Source organism: Rhizobium sp. P1_E6, from assembly GCF_056405875.1.
Map to the genome: position 1 here is coordinate 13641 of NZ_JBFUBG010000032.1, position 17694 is coordinate 31334.

General features: G+C 61.2%; 18 protein-coding genes. 15 read left to right on the top strand and 3 right to left on the bottom strand.

The window, feature by feature from the left end; translation table 11 throughout:
- Nucleotides 1–56: 56 nt before the first annotated feature.
- The 3 genes from AC1D35_RS17275 to preA all read left to right on the top strand — a co-directional run bounded on the left by AC1D35_RS17275 (nucleotide 57) and on the right by preA (nucleotide 4181).
- Nucleotides 57–1010: a sensor histidine kinase gene (locus AC1D35_RS17275; RefSeq protein ID WP_113299818.1), complete on the top strand. Its 954-nt coding sequence runs from the start codon at nucleotides 57–59 to the stop codon at nucleotides 1008–1010.
- 480 nt (nucleotides 1011–1490) lie between these two features.
- Entirely contained in the window at nucleotides 1491–2852 is a 1362-nt protein-coding gene (locus tag AC1D35_RS17280; RefSeq protein ID WP_113311297.1) for an NAD(P)-dependent oxidoreductase, read from the top strand.
- 15 nt (nucleotides 2853–2867) lie between these two features.
- Nucleotides 2868–4181: an NAD-dependent dihydropyrimidine dehydrogenase subunit PreA gene (gene preA, locus AC1D35_RS17285; protein ID WP_113311296.1), complete on the top strand. Its 1314-nt coding sequence runs from the start codon at nucleotides 2868–2870 to the stop codon at nucleotides 4179–4181.
- Nucleotides 4182–4246: 65 nt separating this feature from the next.
- Here preA and ftrA read toward each other — a convergent pair whose 3' ends face one another.
- Nucleotides 4247–5248: a transcriptional regulator FtrA gene (gene ftrA / locus AC1D35_RS17290; protein ID WP_113311295.1), complete on the bottom strand. Its 1002-nt coding sequence runs from the start codon at nucleotides 5246–5248 to the stop codon at nucleotides 4247–4249.
- Between the two features lie 82 nt (nucleotides 5249–5330).
- Between ftrA and AC1D35_RS17295 the strand changes: the two genes are divergently transcribed.
- The 3 genes from AC1D35_RS17295 (at nucleotide 5331) to AC1D35_RS17305 (ending at nucleotide 9099) form a co-directional block, all read left to right on the top strand.
- Nucleotides 5331–5741 (top strand): rhodanese-like domain-containing protein, encoded by a 411-nt coding sequence (locus AC1D35_RS17295; protein WP_477939225.1) that lies wholly within the window; start codon nucleotides 5331–5333, stop codon nucleotides 5739–5741.
- Nucleotides 5742–5995: 254 nt separating this feature from the next.
- Nucleotides 5996–6529, top strand: coding sequence for a biliverdin-producing heme oxygenase (locus tag AC1D35_RS17300; RefSeq protein WP_113311293.1), 534 nt, complete (start codon nucleotides 5996–5998; stop codon nucleotides 6527–6529).
- Nucleotides 6529–9099: an HWE histidine kinase domain-containing protein gene (locus AC1D35_RS17305; RefSeq protein WP_113311292.1), complete on the top strand. Its 2571-nt coding sequence runs from the start codon at nucleotides 6529–6531 to the stop codon at nucleotides 9097–9099. The genes AC1D35_RS17300 and AC1D35_RS17305 overlap by 1 nt, the downstream gene beginning before the upstream one ends.
- 19 nt (nucleotides 9100–9118) lie before the next feature.
- Here the strand turns inward: AC1D35_RS17305 and rutR are convergent, their stop codons facing one another.
- Nucleotides 9119–9757: an HTH-type transcriptional regulator RutR gene (gene rutR / locus AC1D35_RS17310; RefSeq protein WP_113299740.1), complete on the bottom strand. Its 639-nt coding sequence runs from the start codon at nucleotides 9755–9757 to the stop codon at nucleotides 9119–9121.
- Between rutR and AC1D35_RS17315 the strand changes: the two genes are divergently transcribed.
- From AC1D35_RS17315 to AC1D35_RS17335, 5 genes are all read left to right on the top strand, one after another.
- On the top strand, nucleotides 9750–9977 hold the full coding sequence (locus tag AC1D35_RS17315) for a hypothetical protein (protein WP_162748609.1): 228 nt from the start codon (nucleotides 9750–9752) through the stop codon (nucleotides 9975–9977). The genes rutR and AC1D35_RS17315 overlap by 8 nt on opposite strands.
- A 92-nt stretch (nucleotides 9978–10069) precedes the next feature.
- A complete protein-coding gene (locus tag AC1D35_RS17320; protein WP_477939228.1) occupies nucleotides 10070–11323 on the top strand; it encodes a Zn-dependent hydrolase in 1254 nt (417 codons plus the stop codon).
- On the top strand, nucleotides 11323–11913 hold the full coding sequence (locus AC1D35_RS17325) for an endonuclease domain-containing protein (RefSeq protein WP_113311290.1): 591 nt from the start codon (nucleotides 11323–11325) through the stop codon (nucleotides 11911–11913). The genes AC1D35_RS17320 and AC1D35_RS17325 overlap by 1 nt, the downstream gene beginning before the upstream one ends.
- The gene (gene hydA / locus AC1D35_RS17330) at nucleotides 11910–13364 is read left to right on the top strand and encodes a dihydropyrimidinase (RefSeq protein ID WP_113311289.1); all 1455 of its coding nucleotides are present in this window, start codon (nucleotides 11910–11912) and stop codon (nucleotides 13362–13364) included. Before AC1D35_RS17325 ends, hydA begins: the two co-directional genes overlap by 4 nt.
- 2 nt (nucleotides 13365–13366) lie before the next feature.
- Complete coding sequence (locus AC1D35_RS17335; RefSeq protein WP_477854439.1) at nucleotides 13367–13747, top strand: hypothetical protein; 381 nt, start codon at nucleotides 13367–13369, stop codon at nucleotides 13745–13747.
- Between the two features lie 2 nt (nucleotides 13748–13749).
- Here AC1D35_RS17335 and AC1D35_RS17340 read toward each other — a convergent pair whose 3' ends face one another.
- Nucleotides 13750–14163 carry a cupin domain-containing protein gene (locus AC1D35_RS17340; RefSeq protein ID WP_113299745.1) on the bottom strand — a complete coding sequence of 138 codons (414 nt, stop codon included), beginning with the start codon at nucleotides 14161–14163 and terminating at the stop codon, nucleotides 13750–13752.
- A gap of 94 nt (nucleotides 14164–14257) precedes the next feature.
- Here AC1D35_RS17340 and AC1D35_RS17345 point away from each other — a divergent pair, with 94 nt between their 5' ends.
- The 4 genes from AC1D35_RS17345 to AC1D35_RS17360 all read left to right on the top strand — a co-directional run bounded on the left by AC1D35_RS17345 (nucleotide 14258) and on the right by AC1D35_RS17360 (nucleotide 17643).
- Nucleotides 14258–15043, top strand: coding sequence for an ABC transporter ATP-binding protein (locus AC1D35_RS17345; protein ID WP_113311287.1), 786 nt, complete (start codon nucleotides 14258–14260; stop codon nucleotides 15041–15043).
- 217 nt (nucleotides 15044–15260) lie between these two features.
- Nucleotides 15261–15638 (top strand): DUF559 domain-containing protein, encoded by a 378-nt coding sequence (locus AC1D35_RS17350; protein WP_113311286.1) that lies wholly within the window; start codon nucleotides 15261–15263, stop codon nucleotides 15636–15638.
- Nucleotides 15635–16519 carry an ABC transporter permease gene (locus tag AC1D35_RS17355; protein ID WP_477939232.1) on the top strand — a complete coding sequence of 295 codons (885 nt, stop codon included), beginning with the start codon at nucleotides 15635–15637 and terminating at the stop codon, nucleotides 16517–16519. The genes AC1D35_RS17350 and AC1D35_RS17355 overlap by 4 nt, the downstream gene beginning before the upstream one ends.
- Nucleotides 16516–17643 (top strand): ABC transporter permease, encoded by a 1128-nt coding sequence (locus AC1D35_RS17360; protein WP_113311284.1) that lies wholly within the window; start codon nucleotides 16516–16518, stop codon nucleotides 17641–17643. Before AC1D35_RS17355 ends, AC1D35_RS17360 begins: the two co-directional genes overlap by 4 nt.
- Nucleotides 17644–17694 lie beyond the last annotated feature (51 nt).

The window sequence follows — 17694 nt, forward strand, 5'->3', positions numbered from 1 at the left end:
ATACGACTGGACCACAGTCCGGAACGCCTTTCACCACTGAAGGCAAAGCGGCCATGATGGAGCGCGCGCTCGCCAGCGCCGCTATCTCGGTCCTGTATCAGGATGCGGGCCTTGCCATGATCTATGCCGAGAATCTTCTTCCCTATTTCAAGAAGCGTTTTGTCACCGGTGGTGATGACGGTTCGCTGTTTGGCGAAGCACATGGCAAATCCCTTGCCGCCATGAAGCACAGGGTGCTTGAAACCGGCGCCTCCAGCAGTGCCGAGGTCGATGTTGCAATCGATGGCGAAGTCAGGACATTCGAACTGAAAGTTCAACGTACCGGCGCGCGCAACAACTACGGCCTGCTCTCCGTCATCTCGGAGATTACCGAAAGTCGGCATCGCGAAAAGGTGCTGAAATCGCTGCTGCGCGAGCTTTCCCACCGCTCCAAGAACCTGCTTGCCATCATCCAGGGCATCGCCACCCAGACGGCCCGGAACACGATTTCGCTTGATAGCTTTCTTGTAAAGTTCCGCGGCCGTCTGCAATCGCTCTCCAATTCGCAGGATCTGATCACCGATTCCAGCTGGCGCGGTGCCTTCCTGTTCGAGCTCGCCGGAAAGCAGTTCGCCCCCTACTGGCCGGAAACATCAGGTTCCATGCCGATCTTTGGCATCAACGCCCATCTGACGCCGAACGCCGCCGTGCATGTCGGCCTGGCGCTACATGAACTGATCGTCAATTCCGCCTCTTATGGCGCAATCGCCAGCGGGGCGACGTCCGTCACGCTGAACTGCCGGGATGCTGACATCGCCGGTCGCCGGGCGATCGAGCTCACCTGGGTGGAAGTGCTTCCAAACAGCGCCGATGTGCACGAATTCAGCGAGAACAGCTTCGGCCGCACGGTGCTGGAGCGTGTCGTGCCCTCCTCCGTCAATGGCAAGGCCGAACTGACGTTGGTGCCCGGCCGCATTGAATATCACCTGACTGTTCCGGAGACGGAATTCGAAATCCTCAAAAGCACCTGAGACGTTTTATCTTCACGCAATTCCGGGCGCAAAACCGCTGCGCACCTTGCTGCAATTGCCTGCCTGCTAAATTGTTGGAGCCTGAACGGAGAACAGCCGGTGCGAGGGCGGCGCACCGGCTGTCTCCACTCACCGGGAGGGGACCGTGAGTTCGTCCGAATGATGGGTTGGGGGCGCGCATGTTGGGTCGATGCGGTCATCATCCGGATATCGCATTAACTACGCGCGTTAACTTTGGTTCCGCACGATTGGAAATAAATTGGACTTTTATCAATTTTTTTTCGCGGGCCGAAATCCGAGTGCCGCTTCGGTCCGTCCAATTGAAAGGCAGAGATTGCCCAAAGAATTACCACAGCGAATAAAATCAATCAGTTAGGAGAAGGAAACGAGTGAAAATTGCCAAAATTTTACCGTTTGATAAATTTTTGAACCTGAGTTACGATTCCCTCACTGGCCGTTACCAATAAAGAGGGAACTTCAATGGAACGTCTGGAAACTGGGATTCGTGCCGGCCGGCTTGCTTCCGCCGAGTACGAGGCTAATTTTTCCGATCTTCACCCGCGCCTCGACAATCACGAAGCGCTGGTCGCCTCCGACCGCTGTTATTTCTGTTACGACGCGCCGTGCATGACGGCCTGTCCCACCTCCATCGATATTCCGCTCTTCATCCGCCAGATTTCGACCGGTAATCCGATCGGCTCGGCCAAGACGATCTTCGATCAGAATATCCTCGGCGGCATGTGCGCCCGCGTCTGTCCCACCGAAGAACTCTGCGAGCAGGCCTGTGTGCGCAACACGGCCGAAGAGCGCCCCGTCGAGATTGGCCGCCTGCAGCGCTACGCGACGGATGCGGCAATGAGTGCCGGCAAGCAATTCTACCGACGGGCAGAGCCGACAGGCAAGAAGATCGCCGTCGTCGGCGCAGGCCCCGCCGGTCTCGCGGCTGCCCACCGCCTCGCCGTCAAGGGCAACGAAGTCGTGATTTACGATGCCAAGCCGAAGTCGGGCGGCCTCAACGAGTACGGCATTGCCACCTACAAGACGGTCGACGACTTCGCGCAGAAAGAGGTCGACTATGTCCTCTCCATCGGCGGCATCGAGGTAAAGCACGGTGAGCAGCTCGGCCGCGATTTCTCGCTTGCCGATCTCCAGGGCCAGTATGACGCCGTCTTCCTCGGCCTCGGCCTTGCCGGCGTCAATGCACTGCGCGTCGACAACGAAAACCTTCCTGGTGTCGATGACGCCGTCGATTTCATCGCGGCCCTGCGTCAGGCAGACAACAAGGGCGAGATCGCCATCGGCCGCCGCGTCGTCGTTCTCGGTGGCGGTATGACGGCAATCGACGCTGCCGTGCAGGCAAAGCTGCTTGGCGCGGAAGAGGTGACGATCTGCTACCGCCGCGGCAAGGAGCACATGAACGCTTCCGAATTCGAGCAGGATCTTGCCACCTCGAAAGGTGTCATCATCCGCCATTGGCTGGCGCCGAAATCCATCCTTTCTCAGGATGGCAAGGTCGCGGCGATCGAGGTGGAATATACCAGCCTCGTCGACGGCCGCCTCGCCGGCACGGGCGAGACTGGTGTGATCGCCACCGACCAGATCTTCAAGGCGATCGGCCAGACCTTCGAAGCTTCAGGCATTGGCGCCTTGCGCACGGAAACCGGCCGCATCTCCGTCGACGCTGAAGGACGCACATCGATTGATGGCGTCTGGGCCGGCGGTGACTGCGTCTTCGGCGGTGACGACCTTACGGTTTCTGCCGTCGCCCACGGCCGCGATGCGGCCGAATCCATTCACCGCACCCTGTCTGCCGCAGCCGCTCCGGCTGTCGCGGTCGCTTGAAGGGGAGAATGAACAATGGCTGATCTCCGCAATGATTTCGTCGGCATCAAGTCCCCGAACCCTTTCTGGCTCGCCTCCGCGCCGCCGACCGACAAGGCCTACAATGTCGAGCGTGCCTTCAAGGCCGGCTGGGGTGGTGTCGTCTGGAAGACGCTCGGCGAGGAAGGCCCGCCTGTCGTCAACGTCAACGGCCCGCGTTATGGCGCGATCTGGGGCGCAGACCGCCGCCTGCTCGGCCTGAACAATATCGAGCTCATCACCGACCGCGACCTGCAGACCAATCTGCGGGAAATGAAGCAGGTCAAGATGAACTGGCCTGACCGGGCGCTCATCGCCTCGATCATGGTGCCCTGCGAGGAGCAGGCCTGGAAGGCCATCCTGCCGCTGGTGGAAGAGGCCGAGGCAGACGGCATCGAACTGAACTTCGGCTGTCCGCACGGCATGTCCGAGCGCGGCATGGGCTCGGCGGTYGGCCAGGTGCCGGAATATATCGAAATGGTCGTGCGCTGGTGCAAGCAGTACACCCGCATGCCCGTCATCACCAAGCTGACGCCCAATATCACCGATGTCCGCCGCCCCGCCCGTGCAGCAAAAGCCGGCGGCACGGATGCCGTCTCGCTGATCAATACGATTAACTCCATCGTGTCCGTCGATCTCGACAATTTCGCGCCGAACCCGACCGTCGGCGGCAAGGGCAGCCACGGCGGCTATTGCGGCCCGGCGGTCAAGCCGATCGCGCTGAACATGGTCGCCGAGATCGCCCGCGATCCGGAAACCTACGGCCTGCCGATCTCAGGCATCGGCGGCATCACCACCTGGCGCGATGCGGCTGAATTCCTGGTCCTCGGCGCCGGCAATGTTCAGGTCTGCACCGCAGCCATGACCTACGGTTTCAAGATCGTCCAGGAGATGATCACCGGCCTCTCCGACTGGATGGACGAAAAGGGCCACAAGACCCTCGACGACATTACCGGCCGCGCCGTGCCCAACGTCACCGACTGGCAGTACCTCAACCTCAACTACATCGCCAAGGCGAAGATCGATCAGGACGCCTGCATCAAATGCGGCCGCTGCTACATCGCCTGCGAGGACACTTCGCACCAGGCGATCACCAACTTCGTGGATGGCGTTCGGCATTTCGAAGTGATGGACGAGGAATGCGTCGGCTGCAATCTCTGCGTCAGCGTTTGCCCGGTCGAAAACTGCATCACCATGGAGCAGCTTCCCGCCGGCTCTCTGGATAAGCGCACCGGCAAGGTGGTCGAGCCCGCCTACGCCAACTGGACGACGCATCCGAACAACCCGATGGCGCGCCAGGCTGCGGAGTAGGACCTCCGAAAAGCCTGATGAAAAAGCCGCCCGTCCACGGCGGCTTTTTCTTTATCCGTCGATCCTCAAAGCCCGAAAGACTTCCTGTAGGCGCTGGGGCTCGTGCCGAGCCGCCGGCGGAAATGGTGGCGCATCGTCGCCAACGTGCCGAAGCCGCAGGCGACAGCGATATCGTCGAGTGAGACGGCGAGCTCCTTTTCCAGCAGGTCGCGGGCATGCCGCAACCGCTCCTTCAGCAGCCACTCGCCTACGCTGTCACCCGTCGTCGCCTCGAAGCGGCGCTGGAAGGTACGCATGCTCATGCCTGCCTTGCCTGCGAGCAGGCTGATCGGCTGCTCCTCGGAAAGCCGACCACGCATCCATTCGATCAATGGCCCGAGACGAATGCCTTCGCGCTCTTCCGGCACGGGGGCCGCGATAAATTGCGCCTGCCCGCCCTCGCGATGCGGCGGAACGACGAGACGTCGCGCCACGCTGTTGGCGGCGTCGGGGCCGAAATCGCCGCGCACCACATGCAGGCAAAGGTCGATGCCGGCCGCACTGCCTGCCGCCGTCAAAATGCTGCCCTCGTCCATGTAGAGCACGTCGGCATCGAGCGCGATGTCGGGGTAACGCGCAGCGATCGAGGCGACATAGCGCCAGTGTGTCGTTGCCCGCCGCCCGGCAAGCAGACCGGCGGCGGCAAGCACGGCCACACCCGAGCAGAGCGACATGATCCGCGCGCCTCGTTGGTGCGCAGCCTGCAAGGCGGCGATTAGGGGCTCCGGCACCGCCGCATCGATCGATCGCCATCCCGGTGCGATGATGAGATCGGCCTCGTCGAGCAGTTCAAGCCCGTTGTCGACGGCGACCGTGAGCCCGCCGGCCGCACGCAGCGGACCCGGCTCGATGCCGGCGACCGAGAAACGATACCAGCCCTCGCCCATCTCCGGCCGGGACAGGCCGAAGACCTCATAGGCGATACCGAATTCAAAGGTGCAGAGCCCGTCATAGGCAAGCGCCACGACATGCGGCCCCTGCGTTTTATGCATATCCGCTTTTGGCATGATCTTTACGCTATCGGTCATGATGGCCAATTTCGCCAATCACTATCATCAGCAATGATCAGCTGCAACCAAGCCAAGACCAGAACCAACAAAGGACCAGATTATGCCGAGCCCCGTTTCTGAAATCCCCGCCGCAGCATCTGAGGCTGCCGCCGAACACTTCGCCCGCAAGCTCGCCTTCGAAACCGACTGCTCGGATGTGAACGCCGCGTTCGCCTCCGGCAAGGTCGATTTCGTGCTGCTCGACGTGCGCTCGCCGACGCTCTTCAACCTCTCGCATATACCAGGCGCCCTCAACCTGCCGCACGGCAAGATGACCGCGCACCGCATGTCCGAATGGCCTGCCGATACGCTGTTCGTTGTCTATTGCGCCGGCCCGCATTGCAACGGCGCGGACAAGGCGGCATTGCGCCTCTCCCGCCTCGGCCTGTCCGTCAAGCTGATGATCGGTGGCCTGACCGGCTGGGCGGATGAAGGTTTTGCTTTTGRAGGCGTCGCAAGCGCTGCCGCCTGATCTCAACTCCCTTCTCCCCGGCGAAGAGAAAGGCTTCATCCTCTTCCGGCCAAGCTTTTCAGGGCGTCGGTCGATATGAGGCCATACACACCAGTCGTGGTCGGCTGCCCCAGAGAAACTGGATTGCCAATATCGCGGAAATCCATGTTTTTCTGAGGGTTTCTCTGGAAAAAAAGCGATGCTGCCGTATATCGCTATACTCGTCGTCGTTGTGGACGGCGCTGGAAGCTATTTCGTTTTGGAACACGGTCAGCATGTCACTTCGCAGTGCCCTTCGCGTACAAACAGCAGACCGCCATGCCGAGGTGGACGCCCTCTTCGGCAAGTTCAACCTCTCCGACACCCGCGACTATAAAACCTTCCTGCGTGCCCATGCTCGTGCTGTTCCTTCGGTCGAAGCTGCCCTTGAGCAGGCCGGCATCACGACGCTCTTGCCGGACTGGCCGGTGCGCCGTCGCGCATCGCTTCTTCTCGCCGATATGGCCGCCCTGAACGAGCCACCACCGCCACTCCTGCCGCAGCCCGCGCTTGCCGACGAAGCCTCGCTCTGGGGTGCAGTCTATGTGCTTGAAGGATCCAAGCTTGGCGGCGCCCTGCTCGCAAAAGCCGTGCCCAATCACCTGCCGGGCAGCTATCTCGGCCCGCAAGGTCCGAAGGGCTCGATGCGCGCCTTCATGGAACGTCTTGATACCAGCGGCATTGACGATATTGCAGGCGCCGTTGCGGCTGCGCGCAATGTCTTCGGCCTGTTCCTGAAGGCGGCGCAGCTTGAACTGGAAGCCGTCTGATGAGCGATGCCGACGCCCCCATTGATCTGACCAATTGCGACCGGGAGCCGATCCATCAGCTTGGTTCCGTCCAGCCTTTCGGTTTCCTGCTTGCCGTCTCCTCGGACTGGATCGTTACCCGCGCCTCGGCCAATCTTTCGGAATTCCTTGATATCGCCCATACTGATGCCGTCGGCCGGCCCATTTCGTCGCTGATTACGCCGGAAGCGCTGCATACGCTCCGCAACAAGCTCGCCACCTTGCGCGGTCCGGACATTGTCGAACGCATTTTCGATATCGCGCTGACGGCGGCGCAGGCACGCTTCGACGTGGCGGTGCATGTCTGCAACGGTCAGATCATCATCGAGGGCGAACGTGCCGACGGAGGCAGATCCAGCGCGCCTTCGCTCTCCACGCGCAGCATGATGTCGCGTCTGGACCACACGGAAACCCTGGAAGCCTTCTTCCGGGAAGGCGCGAGACAGGCCCGCGCCTTGACCGGTTTCGACCGTGTGATGGTCTATCGCTTCGACGACAGCGGCTCCGGCGAGGTCGTGGCCGAAGCTGCCCGGCCGGGCATCGGCTCCTTCCTCGGCCTGCATTATCCCGCATCCGACATTCCAGTTCAGGCCCGAGCGCTCTATTTGCGCAACCTCTTCCGCATCATCGCCGATATTGATGCGACACCTGTGCCGATCCTGCCGCAAGTCGACGAGCACGGCCGCCCGCTTGATCTTTCCATGTCCGTGCTGCGCTCGGTTTCGCCGATACATATCGAATATCTGAAGAACATGGGCGTCGGCGCCTCGCTCTCGATCTCCATCGTTGTCGATGGCAGGCTCTGGGGCCTCTTTGCCTGCCACCATTACAGCGCCCGCCTGCCCTCGGCCGAAAGCCGCTCCACGGCAGAACTTTTCGGGCAGATGTTTGCTTCCCGCCTCGAAAGCCGCGAACGGCGCCTGGCGCTCGATTACGAAACCAAGGCGCGCCGCATCGCCGACCGGCTGCTGACCTCCGTTGCCGACAATGCGAGCCTGCTTGATGATCCGACATGGCTGATCGACGCGCTGGCAGATGCCATCCCCGCCGATGGTATCGGCGTCTGGATCAACGGGCGGCGGGCGATTGCAGGTCTCGGCCCGGATGAGAAGAGCTTTGCCGCCCTCATCCGTCACCTTAATCGTAATGCCGCCGGCCGGGTTTTTGCGGTCGATCGCCTTGCAGAAACCTATCCCGACATCGAAATCGATGATGCCGTGGCTGGCATGCTCGCCATTCCGATCTCCCGTTCGCCGCGCGATTATGTCGTGCTGTTCCGACAGGAAATCGTGCGCACCGTGCGCTGGGCCGGCGATCCGCAGAAGCCCGTGGATTATGGCCCGAACGGCCCGCGGCTCACCCCGCGCAAGAGTTTCGAAGCCTGGTCCGAGCTGGTGCGCGGCCGCTCCCTGCCCTTCACCGAAGCGGAGCGTCGCGTTGCAGAAACCATCCGTGTCACGCTGATCGAAGTGGTGCTGCGCCTGACGGATGAGGCCAGCATGGCGCGCCAGCTCGCCAACGAACGGCAGGAACTGCTGATCGCCGAGCTGAACCATCGCGTTCGCAACATCCTCGGCCTGATCGGCGGGCTCATCCGCCAGTCGCAATCGACCTCGATCGGCCTCCCGGATTATGTCCGCCAGCTCGAAGGCCGCGTCCAGTCGCTCTCCCGAGCGCACGATCAGATCACCCGCGATCACTGGGCACCCGCTTCGTTGCGGCAATTGCTTATGGCCGAAGCCGCCGCCTATCTCGGCAAAAATGCCCAGCGCATCCGAATGACCGGCGAGGATGTGCTGCTGGAGCCACAGGCCTTTTCAACCACGGCCCTGGTCTTCCATGAGCTGGTGACGAACAGCGCCAAATATGGGAGCCTTTCTGGATCCGGTTTTGTCGAACTCGGCTGGATGAGAGACGAAGAAGGCAATCTCCACATCGGCTGGCGCGAAAAGGACGGCCCCCCGGTATCGGAACCCACCCGGCATGGCTTCGGCTCGACGATCATTCGCCGCTCCATACCCTACGATCTTGGTGGCAAGGCCGAAGTCCGCTACATCAACGAAGGGCTGGAAGCCGATTTCTGGATTCCGGCCAAGAACGTGAATGCGGCAAACCCGGGGAGCGAACGCCTCGCTCCGACATCGGTCACAACGACAGAACGCAAGGTCATCGGCTCAAACAACGAACCCCTTGCCGGCCTCAATGTGCTTCTGGTGGAAAACAACCTGATCATCGCCATGGATGGCGAAGACATCCTGCGCCGTTTGGGCGCGGAGGTCGCAACGGCGCCAAGTGTTGCCGAAGCGATGGAATTCCTGGCCGACCAGTCCTTCGATCTCGCCCTTCTCGATGTGAATCTCGGTGACGAAACCAGCTTTGCCATCGCCGACCGGCTGGCCGCCGGCAACGTGCCCTTCGTCTTCGCCACCGGCTATGGCGAGGGGATAGCCCAGGCTCACAGCCATTCGGATGCACCGGTCCTGCAGAAGCCCTACACGATCGAAGGCGTGACAGACATTCTTGTCCGCGTGGCGCTTCCAGGCAAGCCTTAGGCGATGATCCGGCTCCGGATCAATCCGGCCGCAATCCGCCGATGAAGAGCCGTTCCAGGAAGCGGGCCGCATCTTCGAAGCGCCCGTCACCTGAATGTTCTTCACCCAGCACGGCCCGGACCTGCACATCGAAATCGGCATAGTGCTGCGTCGTCGACCAGATCGAGAAGATCAGATGATAGGGATCGCAGGGGGCGATCTTGCCGCTTTTCGTCCAGGTGCGGATGACAGCCGCCTTTTCGTCGACCAGCTCTTTCAGCGGTCCCTTCAGCATATCGAGAACGTGTGGCGCGCCCTGCAACATCTCGTTGGCAAACAGCCGGCTCTCCCGGGGAAAATCGCGCGCCATCTCGAGCTTGCGGCGGATATAGCTGCGGATCTCCGATTCCGGATTTCCCTCCGCATCGAAGGCCCGCAGCGGCTCGAGCCAGTTATAGAGGACGCGGTCGATCAGCGCGCGATGCATGGCTTCCTTGGTGCGGAAATAATAGAGCAGGTTCGGCTTCGACATGCCGGCGACCTCGGCGATCTGGTCGATGGTCGAGCCGCGGAAGCCGCTAACCGAAAACACATCCAGCGCCGCTTCCAGGATCAGCTCTTCCTTCTCTTCCTGGATTCGGGTCCGGCGAAGTGTCTTCGCCGCTCTCGGAATGGCCATTCGCTCTTTTCCCCTTGAAATTCAACTCCTTCGCTCAAGATTGGAAGAGCAGCCTCTCCTGCCGCTTAAATGGGCAACTGCCTGCCTTTTTGCCCATATTTTGTCTGTATTTTTCGTGATTTTCGTCTTGAGCGCCGCGATGGAAGTTGTAATGTTTACCAATCGGTCAAATTATCTGCCAGATAAAAAACAAAGGCAACTGGCGATTTTCCGGCGCTGACGAAACAAGCGGCAGCAGTAGGAATTTGACCACGGGAACAAGGCGGGCGTGCACCTTGCATGACTGCCGTAAAACAGGTGAGGATTTTCAGTATGGTGGCAGCGCCAGGCGAAAACATGCGCGTCAACGGGGACCGTCTTTGGGACAGTCTCATGGACATGGCGAAGATCGGCCCGGGAATTGCCGGCGGCAACAACCGCCAGACACTGACGGACTCGGATGCCGAAGGCCGCAGCCTCTTCAGGACATGGTGCGAAGACGCCGGCATGACGCTTGGCGTCGACAAGATGGGCACCATGTTTGCGACCCGCCCCGGCACCGATCCCGACGCTCTCCCCGTCTATGTCGGCTCGCATCTCGACACCCAGCCGACCGGCGGCAAATATGATGGCGTGCTCGGCGTGCTCGGCGCCCTCGAAATCGTCAGAACCATGAACGACCTCGGCATCAGGAYGAAGCATCCTGTTGTCGTGACCAACTGGACCAACGAGGAAGGCGCGCGTTTCGCTCCGGCAATGCTGGCATCAGGCGTCTTCGCCGGCGCGCACAGCCTGGACTTCGCCTATAACCGCAAAGACCCCGAAGGCAACCTGTTCGGCGACGAGTTGAAGCGCATCGGCTGGGTCGGCGACGAGGAAGTCGGCGCCCGCGAGATGCACGCCTATTTCGAATATCACATCGAACAAGGCCCGATCCTCGAAGCCGAGAACAAGCAGATCGGCGTCGTCACCCACTGTCAGGGCCTCTGGTGGTTGGAATTCACGCTGACCGGCAAGGAGGCCCATACAGGCTCGACGCCGATGAACATGCGCGTCAATGCCGGTCTTGCCATGTCGCGCATCCTGGAGATGGTCCAGGGCGTGGCGATGGGCGAACAGCCGGGCGCCGTCGGTGGCGTCGGCCAGGTCTTCTTCTCGCCAAATTCCCGCAACGTGCTGCCCGGCAAGGTGGTCTTCACCGTCGACATCCGCTCGCCTGACAAGGCCAAGCTCGACCGCATGCGGGCGAAGATCGAGGCTGAAGCGCCGAAGATCTGCGACGCGTTGGGCGTCGGCTGTTCCATCGAGGCGATCGGCCATTTCGAGCCGGTCACCTTCGACGAAAAGCTCGTCACCTCCGTCCGCTCCGCCGCGGAGCGTCTCGGCTATAGCCACATGAACGTCATCTCCGGCGCCGGGCACGACGCCTGCTGGGCTGCCAAGGTCGCGCCCGCGACGATGGTCATGTGTCCCTGTGTGGGTGGTCTTTCGCACAACGAGGCTGAGGAGATTTCCAAGGAATGGGCGACGGCTGGAGCCGACGTGCTGTTCCATGCGGTGGTCGAGACGGCGGAGATTGTCTCCTGATGTCTAACGTAGCGCCCGGAGCCCCCTCATCCGACCCTTCGGGCCACCTTCTCCCCGCTGGGGAGAAGGGAACGGTGGACGTCGCCGCTCCCCCCTTCTCCCCTCGGGGAGAAGGTGCCCGAAGGGCGGATGAGGGGGCTCCGGGCACAACCAAAATTATCAAACAAGATATTCGCAAACATCGCCCTGCCAAAACCGAACAAGCACGACACCTGCGCCACAATGAAACCGAAGAGGAATACCGCCTTTGGAGCGACCTGCGCGCACGGCGCTTGAACGGCTACAAATTCGCAAGGCAGGTGCCACTCGGCCCATTCATTGTCGATTTCCTCTGTCGGGAAGAGCAGCTCGTTGTCGAGATCGATGGCTTCCAGCACGCCGAAAGCATCTCCGATCAACGCCGAACGGAATGGCTCAATGCAAACGGCTATTCGGTCCTGCGCTTCTGGAATCAGGAAATCTCGCGCGAACGAGGCTCGGTTCTTGAAACGATCCTGGCTGCATTGGAAGGCCGGCTTGAGGTCAGCTCCGAATTGCCCAGCTTTTATTCGCCAGCCCAATTTACAAACAAGAATGGGGAACGATCATGACCACAGTCATCAAGAACGGCACCATCGTCACGGCCGACCTCACCTACAAGGCGGATGTGAAGATTGACGGCGGCAAGATCGTCGAGATCGGCCCGAACCTCTCCGGCAACGAAGTGCTGGACGCCACAGGCTGTTACATCATGCCAGGCGGCATCGATCCGCATACCCATCTCGAAATGCCCTTCATGGGCACCTATTCCTCCGACGATTTCGAAAGCGGCACGCGGGCGGCCCTTTCCGGCGGCACGACCATGGTCGTCGATTTCGCCCTTCCCTCTCCCGGCCAGTCGCTGCTCGAAGCGCTGACCATGTGGGACAACAAGTCCACGCGTGCCAATTGCGACTATTCCTTCCACATGGCGATCACATGGTGGGGCGAGCAGGTCTTCAACGAGATGAAGACGATCGTTGAGGACAAGGGCATCAATACCTTCAAGCACTTCATGGCCTACAAGGGCGCCTTGATGGTGAACGACGACGAGATGTTCGCCTCCTTCCAGCGCTGCGCCGAGCTTGGCGCCCTGCCGCTCGTCCATGCCGAAAACGGGGATGTCGTCGCCTCCCTTTCCGCCAAGCTGCTTTCGGAAGGCAATAACGGCCCCGAAGCGCACGCCTATTCACGCCCGGCCGAAGTCGAGGGTGAAGCCACCAACCGCGCAATCATGATCGCAGACATGGCCGGCTGCCCCGTCTATATCGTCCATACCTCCTGCGAACAGGCCCATGAAGCAATCCGCCGTGCTCGCCAGAAGGGCATTCGCGCCTATGGCGAGCCGCTAATCCAGCACCTGACCCTCGACGAGTCAGAATATTTCGACAAGGACTGGGATCACGCCGCCCGCCGCGTCATGTCCCCGCCCTTCCGCAACAAGCAGCATCAGGACAGCCTCTGGGCGGGCCTCGCCTCCGGTTCGCTGCAGGTGGTGGCGACCGACCATTGCGCCTTCACCACGGCGCAGAAGCGCTTCGGCGTTGGCGATTTCACCAAGATCCCGAACGGTACCGGCGGCCTCGAAGACCGCATGCCGATGCTCTGGACCTATGGCGTCAACACCGGCCGCCTGACGATGAACGAATTCGTCGCCGTCACCTCGACCAATATTGCCAAGATCCTCAACATCTACCCGAAGAAGGGTGCCATCCTCGTCGGCGCCGATGCCGATCTCGTGGTCTGGGATCCGAAGCGCTCCAAGACCATTACGTCGAAGAGCCAGCAATCGGCGATCGATTACAACGTCTTCGAAGGCAAGGAAGTCACCGGCCTGCCACGCTACACGCTGACGCGTGGCGTCGTGGCGATCGAGGAAGGGACCGTCAAGACCCGCTCGGGCCATGGCGAATTCGTCAGGCGCGAGCCGGTTACCGCCGTCAGCAAGGCACTGTCGACCTGGAAGGAGATCACCGCGCCGCGCAAGGTTGAACGCACGGGCATCCCGGCGAGCGGCGTGTGATAATGATGCGCGGCCATCTGCTTCTGACGATCGTCTCCCTGGCCGCGCTTTCCACCGCGGCACATGCCGACACGCTGCCCATCAAGGGCAGCTACGGCAACAAGGATGGCTGCGCCTACGCCAAGAGCGGCGAAAGCACTGGTTCCGACAATTTCTTTCTGCTGACTTCCGAGGGCATCACCACGGCGGCCTCTTACTGCGAAATCAAGAAAGTCCTGAAGACCGAAGGCAAGGACTTCACCGCCACTGTCGCTTGCCAGGCGGAGGGCGAAGAGAGCAGCAACGAGGACACCGTCAAGATCACATCAGGGACCAAAGGCTATACGATCGGGTTCGTGGCCGATGCTGCAATCACGTGGGGGCCGCTGCCGCTATGCAAATAGCCTCACGCCGGCACCAACGCATCCAGCTCCGGCAACAGGATCACGCTTTCCTGCTCGTTCGGATCGGTGCGGGCAATGATCGCCGTGCAGGGCGTGCCGCTGAGGTTTGCCGGAAGATGCGGCACACCGGCCGGAATATAGAAGAGTTCGCCGGCGTGCACGATCACATGGTTCTCAAGTCTGTCGCCATACCACGTATGCGCCTCGCCGGAGAGCATGTAGATCGCCGTCTCATGCGCCTCATGCAGATGCGCCTTGGCGCGCACGCCGGGCGGGATCGTCAGAAGATGCATGCAGATGCCCTTCGCGCCGACTGTCTCGGCCGCGATGCCCTCGAAATAACTCAGCCCCTGCTTGCCGTCATAGGTATGGTCAGGGCGAACAATGTGGCAGGTGGGCTTTGATTTTGCGTCCATCCTCATCCTCCTGGGACTGTGCTGTCGGTAAGACCGGCGGCAATAATATCACGGAAAACCGCGCCGGCGCGGCGAAAACAAGACTGGTTTATTGATGCAAGCACCCTCCGTCGTGACCGCCAAGGATCTCTGTCTCACCTACCAGACGAATGATGGGCCGGTGCACGCGCTTGCTGATGTCAATCTCGATATCCGCAAGGGCGAGTTCGTCTCTTTCATCGGCCCTTCCGGCTGCGGCAAGACGACTTTCCTGCGCGTCATCGCCGATCTCGAGCGCAAGACATCGGGCGAAATTGCCATTAACGGCATGACACCGGATGAAGCCCGCAAGGCCCGCGCCTATGGCTACGTCTTCCAGGCGCCGGCGCTCTATCCCTGGCGCACGATCGAGAAGAACATTGCCCTGCCGCTGGAGATCATGGGATACGCGAAGCCAGAGCAAAAAAAGCGAATCGCTGGAGCGCTCGATCTCGTCGAGCTTGCGGGCTTCGAGAAGAAATTCCCCTGGCAACTCTCGGGCGGCATGCAGCAGCGCGCCTCGATCGCCCGCGCGCTCGCCTTCGATGCAGACCTGCTCTTGATGGACGAACCGTTCGGGGCGCTGGACGAAATCGTCCGCGATCATCTGAACGCTGCGCTTCTGAAACTGTGGTCGCGMACCAACAAGACGATCTGTTTCGTCACCCACTCCATTCCGGAAGCCGTCTACCTCTCGACGAAGATCGTCGTGATGTCGCCGCGCCCCGGCCGCGTGACCGATATCATCGACTCGACGCTGCCCAAGGAGCGCCCGCTCGACATCCGCGAGACCCCCGAATTCCTGGAAATCGCCCATCGCGTCCGCGAAGGGCTGAGGGCGGGGCATAGTTATGAGCAATAGATTGGGGCTCCAGAGCGTGGCAAAGACCCCTCCCCAACCCCTCCCCACAAGGGGGAGGGACACATTTGCCGCGCCCTCTTCTTTCATGATCGAGGCTGCTACCAGCAGCAGAGTTGAGACAGGTACGCCAAGCAGGCGGCAACCACCTGAGCCCCTCCCCCTTGTGGGGAGGGGTTGGGGAGGGGTTTTCCTTTCCACATCAGGAATGGAGGCCTGAATGCCACATTCCAACATTAAGCCCAAAACCCGTGAAAGAGCCCGTCGCCTTCGTCGTGAACTGACAAAGGCTGAATCCGCCATGTGGAACATGCTGCGAGATCTCCGTCCCTGGGGCGCTCGCTTCCGCCGCGAAACACCAATCGGCCCGTATATTGCAGACTTTGCCTGGCTCTCCGCTCGTCTCATCGTAGAAGTAGACGGCGACAGCCATGAAACCGAAAGCGGTCGCCATCATGATCTCGCTCGCGATGCTTTCTTGAAAAACCAAGGCTTCACCGTACTCCGTTTCGACAATGCCCAAGTGCTTGATGGCCCGGATTATGTGTTCATCGAAATACAAAAACATGCCGCACCATTCTTGAGGAACGCCGCATGAAACCCGACACCCTCAAGGACAAGATCGTCCCCGTCCTCACCATCCTGCTGGTGCTGGTCGCCGTCTGGTATGTCGCCGCCGTCTTCCTCAACGCGCCGTTCCAGCGCGACATGGACACGCGCAACAACGTCACCTCGACGACAACGGAATTCATCGGCAGGACCCTCTCCCAGCCGAAGCCCATCCTGCYGGCACCGCATCAGGTGGCGCAGAACGTCTTCGAAAACACCTTCCTGCGAAAACTCTCCAGCAACCGCAGCCTCGTCTACCACGCAGGCATCACCCTCTCCTCCACCGCGCTCGGCTTTGCGCTCGGTACGCTGCTCGGCATCGTGATCGCCGTGGGCATCATCCATATCAAGGCGCTCGACCGCAGTCTGATGCCGTGGATCATCGCATCCCAAACCGTACCGATCCTGGCGATCGCGCCGATGGTCATCGTGGTGCTCGGCTCGATCAGTATCACCGGCCTCATCCCGAAGGCGCTGATCTCCACCTACCTCTCATTCTTCCCGGTCACAGTCGGCATGGTGAAGGGGTTGCGCTCGCCCGAGGTCATGCATCTCGATCTGATGCGCACCTATAATGCCACGGCCGCACAAACCTTCTGGAAGTTGCGCGTACCCGCCTCCATTCCCTTCCTCTTCACCTCGATGAAGGTAGCGATCGCCGCAAGCCTCGTCGGCGCGATCGTCGGCGAACTGCCGACCGGCGCCGTCGCCGGCATTGGCTCCAAGCTGCTTGCCGGCTCCTATTACAGCCAGACCATCGATATSTGGGCRGCACTSGTCGCCGGCTCGGTCCTGGCAGCCATCCTTGTCGCCATCGTTGGCCTCGTGGCGAAGATCGTCGACCGCGCCATGGGTGGGAGGCCGGCATGAAGCAAGTCGTGCTTTCCTGGCAGGGCCTGATCGCCCTCCTCTGCGTGGCGGGCGCAATGGTCATGCTGCCTGTCTTTGCGGCCGGTGCGACACAGCCTCCGTCGGCAGGGACTATCATCCTGGTCGCTCTGCTCGCGATCGTCGCGGCACTGATCTCCTTCGCGCCCCTCCCCACATCGCTTGTCGCAACCGCCCTCTTCATCGGCGCTCATGGCGCGGGATGGCTGCTGCTTGGCACGCTTTCGGGCAATGAAGGCTTCGCCGGTACCTCCTTCTTCCTGCTGCTGGCCGCCTGCTGGCTGCTTGCCTGGCGCTGCGTGACGGAGCTTTCGGAGCTCAAACCGACAACGCCAGCCGGCCAGTGGTTGCTGCGCCTGCTGATCCCGGCAATCTTCGGCGCCTGGATCCTCATCATCTGGGAAACGATCACGCGCGGCGCCGGTGTCCCTTTCGTGCTGCTGCCGCCGCCGTCCGCGATCGGCGCACGCATCGTGGGTTCCCTGCCGATCCTCGGCGAGGACATAAGGCAAACGATCTTCAAGGCCGTTCTGATCGGTTACGCCATCGGCTGCATCAGCGGCTTCGTCGTCGCCATCCTCGCCGACCGTTTCGCCTTCCTGCGTCGTGGCCTGCTGCCGATCGGCAATTTGGTTTCGGCCCTGCCGATGATCGGCGTGGCTCCGATCATGGTCATGTGGTTCGGCTTCGACTGGCCGTCCAAGGCCGCCGTCGTCATCATCATGACCTTCTTTCCGATGCTGGTGAACACTGTTGCGGGGCTTGCCGCCTCCGGCAACATGGAGCGCGACCTGATGCGCACCTATGCATCGAACTACTGGCAGACGCTGGTCAAGCTCCGGCTTCCGGCCGCAATGCCCTTCATTTTCAATGCACTGAAGATCAACTCGACGCTGGCGCTGATTGGTGCCATCGTTGCGGAATTCTTCGGAACGCCGATCGTCGGCATGGGCTTCCGCATCTCCACGGAGATCGGCCGCATGAATGTCGACATGGTCTGGGCCGAGATCGCCGTCGCGGCGCTTGCAGGCTCGGTCTTCTACGGTGTCGTCGCCCTTGCCGAGAGGGCGGTGACGTTCTGGCATCCGTCTATCCGTGGTGGTTAGGCGGGCCCCGGCCCCGCACCAGGGCCTGGGCATAACTTCAGAGGGAACAAG

Coding starts and splice junctions, on each gene's coding strand:
- ftrA (WP_113311295.1), bottom strand. CDS start 5,248: ATGACCGATAGCGTAAAGATCATGCCAAAAGCGGATATGCATAAAACG.
- AC1D35_RS17315 (WP_162748609.1), top strand. CDS start 9,750: ATGGCCATTCGCTCTTTTCCCCTTGAAATTCAACTCCTTCGCTCAAGA.
- AC1D35_RS17275 (WP_113299818.1), top strand. CDS start 57: ATGGAGCGCGCGCTCGCCAGCGCCGCTATCTCGGTCCTGTATCAGGAT.
- rutR (WP_113299740.1), bottom strand. CDS start 9,757: ATGGCCATTCCGAGAGCGGCGAAGACACTTCGCCGGACCCGAATCCAG.
- AC1D35_RS17280 (WP_113311297.1), top strand. CDS start 1,491: ATGGAACGTCTGGAAACTGGGATTCGTGCCGGCCGGCTTGCTTCCGCC.
- AC1D35_RS17325 (WP_113311290.1), top strand. CDS start 11,323: ATGTCTAACGTAGCGCCCGGAGCCCCCTCATCCGACCCTTCGGGCCAC.
- AC1D35_RS17300 (WP_113311293.1), top strand. CDS start 5,996: ATGTCACTTCGCAGTGCCCTTCGCGTACAAACAGCAGACCGCCATGCC.
- AC1D35_RS17360 (WP_113311284.1), top strand. CDS start 16,516: ATGAAGCAAGTCGTGCTTTCCTGGCAGGGCCTGATCGCCCTCCTCTGC.
- hydA (WP_113311289.1), top strand. CDS start 11,910: ATGACCACAGTCATCAAGAACGGCACCATCGTCACGGCCGACCTCACC.
- AC1D35_RS17350 (WP_113311286.1), top strand. CDS start 15,261: ATGCCACATTCCAACATTAAGCCCAAAACCCGTGAAAGAGCCCGTCGC.
- AC1D35_RS17335 (WP_477854439.1), top strand. CDS start 13,367: ATGATGCGCGGCCATCTGCTTCTGACGATCGTCTCCCTGGCCGCGCTT.
- AC1D35_RS17340 (WP_113299745.1), bottom strand. CDS start 14,163: ATGGACGCAAAATCAAAGCCCACCTGCCACATTGTTCGCCCTGACCAT.
- AC1D35_RS17305 (WP_113311292.1), top strand. CDS start 6,529: ATGAGCGATGCCGACGCCCCCATTGATCTGACCAATTGCGACCGGGAG.